General features: G+C 59.5%; 7 protein-coding genes. All 7 read right to left on the bottom strand.

Annotated features, from left to right (window positions below; genetic code table 11):
- The coding region (locus WMW72_RS26110; RefSeq protein ID WP_341418519.1) for a LysM peptidoglycan-binding domain-containing protein at positions 1-1,501 on the bottom strand (1,501 nt) is incomplete at its 3' end.
- Positions 1,502-1,653: 152 nt separating this feature from the next.
- Entirely contained in the window at positions 1,654-2,817 is a 1,164-nt protein-coding gene (locus WMW72_RS26105) for a GNAT family N-acetyltransferase (protein WP_341418518.1), read from the bottom strand.
- Complete coding sequence (locus tag WMW72_RS26100; RefSeq protein ID WP_341418517.1) at positions 2,814-4,136, bottom strand: F390 synthetase-related protein; 1,323 nt, start codon at positions 4,134-4,136, stop codon at positions 2,814-2,816. The genes WMW72_RS26105 and WMW72_RS26100 overlap by 4 nt, the downstream gene beginning before the upstream one ends.
- Positions 4,133-5,035, bottom strand: a complete 903-nt coding sequence (locus tag WMW72_RS26095; protein ID WP_341418516.1) for an MBL fold metallo-hydrolase — start codon at positions 5,033-5,035, stop codon at positions 4,133-4,135. Before WMW72_RS26095 ends, WMW72_RS26100 begins: the two co-directional genes overlap by 4 nt.
- The gene (locus WMW72_RS26090) at positions 5,025-6,023 is read right to left on the bottom strand and encodes an NAD-dependent epimerase/dehydratase family protein (RefSeq protein WP_341418515.1); all 999 of its coding nucleotides are present in this window, start codon (positions 6,021-6,023) and stop codon (positions 5,025-5,027) included. Before WMW72_RS26090 ends, WMW72_RS26095 begins: the two co-directional genes overlap by 11 nt.
- The gene (locus tag WMW72_RS26085; protein WP_341418514.1) at positions 6,020-7,366 is read right to left on the bottom strand and encodes an ATP-grasp domain-containing protein; all 1,347 of its coding nucleotides are present in this window, start codon (positions 7,364-7,366) and stop codon (positions 6,020-6,022) included. The genes WMW72_RS26090 and WMW72_RS26085 overlap by 4 nt, the downstream gene beginning before the upstream one ends.
- Positions 7,356-8,354 (bottom strand): beta-ketoacyl-ACP synthase III, encoded by a 999-nt coding sequence (locus WMW72_RS26080; RefSeq protein ID WP_341418513.1) that lies wholly within the window; start codon positions 8,352-8,354, stop codon positions 7,356-7,358. Before WMW72_RS26080 ends, WMW72_RS26085 begins: the two co-directional genes overlap by 11 nt.
- Positions 8,355-8,414 lie beyond the last annotated feature (60 nt).

Raw genomic sequence — 8,414 nt, 5'->3', positions numbered from 1 at the left:
CCGTCGGATGGTATGCATTTGGCCATTCGGCTGCGGGACTTACCGCTGTCGGATGGTACGCGTTCGGCCATTCGGCTGCGGGACTTACCGCCGTCGGATGGTATGCATTTGGCCATTCGGCTGCGGGGCTTACCGCCGTCGGATGGTATGCATTTGGCCATTCGGCTGCGGGGCTTACCGCCGTCGGATGGTACGCGTTCGGCCATTCAGACGCTGGGCTTACCGCTGTCGGGTTGTACGCATTTGGCCATTCGGCTGCGGGACTCACCGCTGTCGGATGGTATGCATTTGGCCATTCTATGGCCGGGCTTACCGCTGTCGGGTTAAAAGCATTCGGCCACTGTGCCTCAGGGCTCACGGCTGTCGGATGATAGGCGTTCGGCGCAGCATTCGGAAATTGAGCAACAGGCGACAGCGCATAAGGCAGATGAGGCTGCCCGCAGCCGCAATCACTCCCGACATGGGCATTCGGGCCCCAACCCGGGAATCCAGGATATGCAGCTTGAGCTTGAACCTGAGGCCAGTGATTCGGTTCATTGGCCTCAGCACTTTGCACATGCATGTTCGGAAACACGGGAAGCTCGGGCTCCTTCGCATAGGGGAGAGCACCTGCCTTGGTTGCCGGTACCTGGAATTGCTGGAACAAGTCTGTTGCCGGAGGCAAGTTACCGGCATGTGCCGGACCCAGGTTAGGAGTCGGCAATACGTTAGGCTGAATGTTCGGCTGTACATTTGGCGCAATATTTGGCTGAACCAAAGACTCCACATTGAACACTTCGTTAACCTTGACATTCAGCTTTTCATTGATATGAATATTAGGTTTTTCGTTTGGAACGGGAGCTGGCTTATTCTCGACTGGCTTCGCTTCGACCGCCTTCTCTTCGACTGGCTTCGCTTCAACCGGCTTCTCCTCAACTGGCTTCGTCTCAGGGATCACCGGTGCGGGCGGCAGCTCCGACACCGGTGTAGCTTCGACGGGCAGCGGAGCTACAGGTACAGCCGAGTTGTCAATCTTCGGCGGCGCTTGATGGGCCGAGTTGTCGACTTTATGATGCCCGGCGTGACCTTGAACGGACGTCTCCGTCTTGTGACCCGCGTGATCGTGCCCGTGACCGTGAGCATGACCATGACCGTGACCGTGGCCATGACCGTGCGAGCCCGATTCGGATTTTTGCTTGGGGATGTACACGACATCTCCGGTCATCAGGACATTCGGGTTTTTCAATTGCGGATTGGCGGCGACCATATCCGCCAGCGGCACATTCCAGGCCTTCCCCAGCTTCCACAGCGTATCTCCCTGGACGACCGCATGCTTATACAGATAGTCGTTGGGGGGGGATACCGGTTTGGGTTCATTGGGAATCTTCACCTTCAAGCCGATTTCCAGGACATCCGGGTTCGAAATTTGCGGGTTTAGAGCAATAATCTTATCAAGCTCCACCCCATATTTCTGGGAGAGACTGTAAAGAGAATCGCCTTTCTTCACGATATGGATTTTCAAATGAGTAAACCTCCTTCAGTTTCGCGCTCTGTGCTGCCGGAACAAAATGACATTACAGTTTATGCAATAACCTGGGCATTTGACCATGAAACCGTGAAAAAAATCTGCAAATCGTCGACACCTTGGCCCGAAATCGTGTTTGGCATCCCTTTTTATAGCTTAAACCGGCGCATCAGCGGAACCCCCAGCTTATTCAATACAACGCGCAGCACCGACCATCCGGCTCTGCGTACGACAGGCAAATGCCTGTCATAGACGGCGGAATATTCAATCTCCGCAACGGCCCCGCGGTTACGCTTGAATTGTGCAGCACCGGAGCTCTCATGCAGCAGACAACCATTGTTCCGGGCAATATCCAGCAGCACCGCCGACAACATCCGGTACAGGCCGACCTCCTGGGGCAGAGAGGTATCATAGCCGAATACCGGCGTAGTCATCACTCCATTCCGGCTGAAGTAACCAAGCACCGCGTCGATCCGGCCCGTTTTCACATTTCGCAGCGCGTGGAACTCCAGCAGCCTCTTGCTCAGCGCCAGCGCAAAAAAGCGATCCGTGAGCTGCGGATTGCATGCTGAATATTTATCCAGATACAAGGCCCGGTACAGCTCTGCCAGCCGGGGAATATCAGCCTCCGTGAGGTCGTCTGGACCGACGCGCTCGTATCCTCGCTTGCCGAGCAGTCCGTAATCCCGCTTCACCAGCCAGCGGGCCTTAGCCGTTAGGGAGGCTTCATCCGAAGGCCTCAGCATATAAATCTGCCGGCTCGGAACCAGGCGGAAGCCCTGCTTGACCAGCTCGTCGATGAGCAGCGCATGGGTCGTACGATTCAGCGAACGGAAGATGAGCGTGTGATCGGGGAACCGGTCGCGCAGAAGGCCAATAGCCGGGAGCCACTCCTCTGCCGGCATGTCCGGGTATAAATTCGTCGACAGCAGCCAATTGTTGATCTGTACAACACGGTTGAATCGGGTTGCCTTGAATAGAAGCCCAATCAGATTCAACAATGCCGATAACGGAGCCTGCAGACGATGGAGCCCCACCAGTCTCAACTCTTCCTTGGCATAAGTGACATAGTGCGTATATGGAGAGCACACATAGGAGCTGTCGTACTGCGTGTCGTTGACCGTCACCGGAACGGCATGCCCGGATACGCTCAAGATGTGAAGCGACGTTTCCACATTGCAGATATAGGCTGAGACGGACTGTTCCAACAGAGGACGCAGGAACTGTTCCGCATAGCGTCCCTGCTCATCGTTCGGCCACTCCATCGGCTCAGCTGTCCCTTCATTCAGTCCTAGCTGTCCGGCCCTGCTCATGAGCCACTCCTCCTCTCGATACGCCGCAGCTTCCGCTCCCCAGGCACGAAGTCATAGGGGCGGAATCGGAGCTCGGGCAGGCGGCAGCCCACCCTGCTGCAGAGCTGTGCCAGTGCTCCCGCCACCCTCTCCTTCACCTCGGCCAGCCAGGCTTCCTCCTTCACCTGCAGCGAGAGCTCCAGCACCTCTCCGTCCAGCAGAACGGCATGATAGGCCTCTACCTGTTCGGAAGCGGACATAATCGCACGGCTGATGTAGTCAGGGAATACGGCCACCCTGCTGTCCCCTGTCAGTGCGGTTAAATGAAAAATATCGTCACAGCGCCCCTCAATCCGCCGGATCGCCTGGAGCACCGAGCCGCAGGGACACGAATCCTTCTGCTCGGTGAGCACATCATTGAGCCGGTAACGGATGATCGGCTGCGTCGTTCTGGAGAAATCGGTCACAACCGGCACGAACCTGCCGGAGCCTGCGTCGATATATTCCTTCTGTATAGCGACGATATCTTCGTTCAGATGAAGCGTTCCATGCTCGCAAGTCGCTCCAAGAAAGCCCTCGGTACATTGGTACACCTGGTGGAGCCTCTGACCGAACGCCTCCTCGATAACAGGTCTATCGATCTCCTCCAGCACCTCCGCCACCCCGACGACTCGCCGGGGCCGGATATGGAGCCGGCCCGCACGCATGGCATCCGCCAGCAGACGCAGCATCGACGGAGGGCCGACCAGTACAGTCGGGCGCTGCTCATTTAACCTTGCGATGTGGCGGTCCATCGGATCCAGCAGATCGTAGAAGCGAAAGTCCAGCCTGCCTCCCTGGACGGTTCCATACAGATTACTGTCAGCCCGCAGGAAAAAGGCTATCGCATGGCGGCCAAGCAAAGATCCCGGAAGCACCCGGGCCAGCACCGTTCCCGCCCAGGCGAGCCGTTCGCGGCGGCTGACGAGAAATAACCCCCGGCTGCCCGAGGTGCCCGAGGACATGCCGACGGTAATATCGCCGATCGCAGGCGTAAAGTCACGCGTGCGCTCCGCTTCCAGGGCAAGCCGGAATGCTGCCTTCCGACTAATCCCTGCTGTATTTAGCCGGTCGAACTCAGCCATCATGACCGATTTGTCGATCACTGGATACTGCGCCCACTCAGCAGCAGAACGGTCTCCCCAGAGCTCCCTATAGAACGGGGAGGACAGCCTGATCCGCTCGATGTGCTGGATGATACAGGCATGCTGCCACCGCTCCAGGGCGGCACGGCCCGTCCATCGGCGTCCGTAGCGAGCATGAACGTAATGGGCTGCGATACGCAAGCGGTCCAATCTCATAGCAAAGTCCCCCTTCCGGGGGTCCATCGGCTGCTCGCTTCCGCGCAATGCGATGGAATGATCCGCACCTCGGGAAACTGCCGGTGGAATTGGATAATTCGGCCGAAGCTTTCCCTATAGTCAGACCGGCTGGGCATGATCACCCCGGCCAGCGGATGCGGAGGCCTTGCCTCGCGGTAGGCCCGGCTCGACCATGCCGCGTCCGCACACAGAAAATACGTATGAAGCTCCGTAGCCAGCAGCAAACCGATCTGCCCGTCCGCATGACCCGGCAGGTCTACCGCCAGCAGGCTCCCGTCACCTAGCACATCCCGGGCCGATGGGAATGGAAACCCCAGCTCGGGAGGCAGGGTGATGACCGGTGCGGATGCGAGCGTGTCCGAGCGGGATTCAAAATCTTCAGGGAGCAGCTCCGGCAGGAACGCACGGCGCAGCGCGCTGAGTCCAGTTAGCTCTCTGACCGCTTCATATGCAACCGGGTTGTAGATAAAACGGGCGTTCGGAAAATCCCGCAATCCTGCCACATGATCCGCATGGAAGTGCGAGATTACAATCTTCCCGACCTGTGCAGGATCGATGCCAGTACGGCGCAGCTGCTCGGCTGCACTCTCCTCAGACAGGAATTGAACTGGCGTCATCATCCGGTACAGCTTCTCAGGCAGGCGGCTGGTCGCCTCAAGGAAACGGGCCGCATATCCCGTATCGAACAAAATCCATCCATAGCTCGGATGCTCAATACAAGCCCACATGGCCGGAATCGTGACAGGCCGGAGTCCGCCGCCTCTCAGTGTCACCCACTCCGGATGCCGGCAGCTTCCAGAGGTAAACAAGCGCAGCTTCACCCGGGGCGGCCGCTTCTCAAGCGCAGGCATCAGCCGGTCAAGCAATTCAAGCTTCATGATTCTGTTCCTCCCACCACCGTGCAAATTCATTCAAACCTTCCGCCACGCTCACCCTCGGCTCATAGCCGAGCACCTGTCTGGCCTGACGGATATCGAGCGTCTGGCTGCGCCCCAGCATACCTACCGTAGCGCGCGTCAGCATCGGCTCACCAGCTCCCGGCCTGACGGCGGCGGCCAGCTCCAGCACAGCGGCCAGCCCGTAAGCCGCCCGAAACGGCAGCTTCACGGTCCGCAGCGGGACGCCGAGTCTGGCGAACAGGAGCCTCGCTGCAGCCGCCAGCGGCATCGGTTCGCCGTTCGTAATATTATAGATACCGCCCAGTGCCTGATCGGGCGACTCGTAAGCCTGCACCAGCGCATCGACCGCATTGCCGACATAAGTCAGATCCACAAGACCCTGGCCCCCGTCGATCATGGGCACGCCACGCTTCGCGTTCGCCTGGATCAGCTTGGGCAGAATCGTCCGGTCTCCCGGACCGAATAGGGCCCGAGGACGCAGCGTAATAGCAGGCAGCCCTCTGCGCACCCCTTGCTCTACGACTTGCTCCGCCAGTCGCTTGGTACGGGCATATGCACTCCCCTGACGTACAGGAAGCGGATCATGCTCCGCAACGTTCAAACGGTGCACCGTGCCAAAATAAACACTCGGCGTCGACACATGCACCAGCCTGCGGACGCCATGCTCCAAGCAGCCTTCCACAACATGGCTCGTCCCGAGTACGTTGCTCGCATAGAACTCCTTGTACCGGCCCCATGCCGCCGACATCGCTCCGCAGTGAAACACCGCATCCTGACCGGTGCACAACAGCCGCAGCCGCTCCTGATCCGTAAGATCCGCCCTCACGAAACGGATCCCCTCCTGCTGCAGCTGCCCGCCAAGCTTCTCGCTGCGTCCTGTCGCCGTAACCTCCCAGCCGAGATCGCGCAGCCGTCTCGCCAGATGTCCGCCGAGGAATCCGGTAGCGCCGGTCACGAGCGCTCTCATCGCATCGGGCCTCCGTTCCATTCGATATCGGCGGTGGAGACCTCCATGAGCGTCAGACCTTGGGCGCACGCCGCTCTCCCCATCCCCCACAGCATTCTCGCCTGTTCGAAGAAAGGCGCGGGGTCACTTCTGCGGTATACGACATCTCCGGCCTGACGGAACCGCCGCAGCCACATGCTGAGCCCCGTCCAGGACAAGTCCGCGCGCAGGCCATAGGCCAGCATCGGCAGCGCCAGCATCGCCCGGGCCATGGGCCGTGGCTGGATCAACGAAACATAGGACGTGCTTCGGCTATCCGGCAGCAAGGCCTGTGCCAGGCCATCGCCCGGGCGGAACAAATGGACCCCGCTAGTCGCACGGGGATTGCATTCGAGCGGGTACAGCACACCCTGCCCGTCTTCGATGAAATCAAAAGCGATCTGGCCGCTGAACCCTTCTTCAGACACGAATCGCTTCACCCATTCCAACAGTGCTGTGTGCGCAATCGACTCGAAATAAATCGTCGCCCCTTGCCCGGCGGTATAGCTGGATTCATAAGCCCCATGTGCGCGCAGCTGTCCGTCATGCGCGACCCCGTATGTACACAAGGCGCGTCCGCGGATCAAGCGCTGAACGACCCACACGGGAGGATGAGACTCCATCGCTCCGTCCCTGCTCCCGTCACCCGGTATGTTCGAATCTGACCCTGCTTTATCATCAGTTTCCCTATGCTCCGTAGAAAAGGAAGTATGGCGCAAGCTCCGCTTGCTCTCCGCCACAGCCTGATCATGGAGTTTCCGAATGAACCTCCGCGCCTCCGCCAAACGCTCAAAGCGTCGGACCTTAGCGGCGAACCGTGAAAACTCCGGCTTCAGTACGACGCCGTCCGCGTAGTCGTCCTGCTCAAGCGCTTCCAGACAAGCGGCATAGCTCGCCTCGTCTCCGGGAACCAGTCTCACCGTAGCCGGAACCGCCAGCCCCATCTCCTCCACGCGCCGGATGAAGGCCCACTTGCTATGCAGCCGGCCGAGCTGGCCAAGCGGCACCGTCATGACACGGCAGTACGGGCTCAGCCGCTCCAGACCGGCCGAGATATAGAAAATTTCCTCGCAGGTCGGGATCAGCCAGTCGATCTTCTCTTGCTGCACAATTTGCAACAGCGCCTCGATATAGGCCGTTACGCCTTGGACAGGCGGAGGAACGCGAAAAAACTCCTTGACCGCCTTGGACGCTCGGCACAAGTGCCGCTCCGTGCTCTCGGCCACCGCTACATGCCAGCCGTCCGCCGCCAACTGCCGGGCCAGCTCCAACGCCGCCGGGGCCCTTCCGCCTGTGAGCAGCACCTTCCCCCGCTCAGTATACAAAAGCCAACCCTCCCAGAGACAAGCCTGCGGATGTGCCGAGCAGCAGCACCGAATCACCGCGCTCGATGCGGCCCTGCTTCACAGCCTCATGCAGCCCCATCGGGATCGAAGCCGCTATCGTATTCCCGTGATCCGGGGTGATGTACATCAGCTGCTCGTCGGAGATCTTCAGCTTCCTGCTCAGCAGACGCATCGCCATCGCGCTCCCCTGATGCGGAATGACAAGCTTGAAATCCCCGATGCTCATGTTCGCAGCAGCCAGCAGACGGTCGAGAAAGGAGGGCAATAGCTGGGACGCCATCCGGAAGATGCCGGCCCCGTTCATATCGAACGCGTAATGTTCCTCTTCGCTTGGCTCATAGAGGCTGGCCGGAAGCGCGCTGCCGCCCCCGCGAATTTCCGAGAAGGCCGCTCCATCTCCATACGTCTCCATGGCAGCTTGCAGAATGCAAGAGGACTCTCCGGCAGAGACGCGCTCCATCACGACGGCGGCTGCCCCGTCCCCGAATAAAGCCGTGCTTTCCTTCTGATGCCAGTTCAGACCCTTGGATGCGATCTCTGACGATACGATCAGTACACGGCGGTACCGTCCCGCCGCTACCATATAAGAAACCATGTCCAGAGCCGCTACAAAGCTCAGACAGGTCGTATTAATATCCAGCGCCGGAACCCCGGAGCGCCCTTGGCCCATCGCCTTCTGTATCAACGCAGCCGTGCACGGAATCGGCTGTTCCATCGTCCCGCTCGCGCACACCAGACAATCGATGTCGGTAAACGTCAGGCCCGCGGAGCACAGCGCCGCCTCGGCTGCTCTCGCTCCCATCTCCGAGGCCTTCTCCGTACCGGCAAAATAACGAACGGCCACATCCGACTTCTTCAGCACCCAGCCATCGGGCACTCCAAGCCGCCGGTCCATCTCCTGCGCCGTTACCCGAACGGCAGGCAAATATTTGCCCGTCCCTACAATCTTAACCTCGCGTCTCTGCATGCCGAATCCTCCTTGGCTCTCGCGATGTCTTATTGGTTCCATTGTAGCGAAAGCCGCTGC

It is taken from the genome of Paenibacillus filicis (genome assembly GCF_038070315.1).
GTDB lineage: Bacteria > Bacillota > Bacilli > Paenibacillales > NBRC-103111 > Paenibacillus_G > Paenibacillus_G filicis.
Note: the sequence above shows the minus strand (reverse complement) of the source record. Positions and strands in the feature narration are given on the sequence as shown.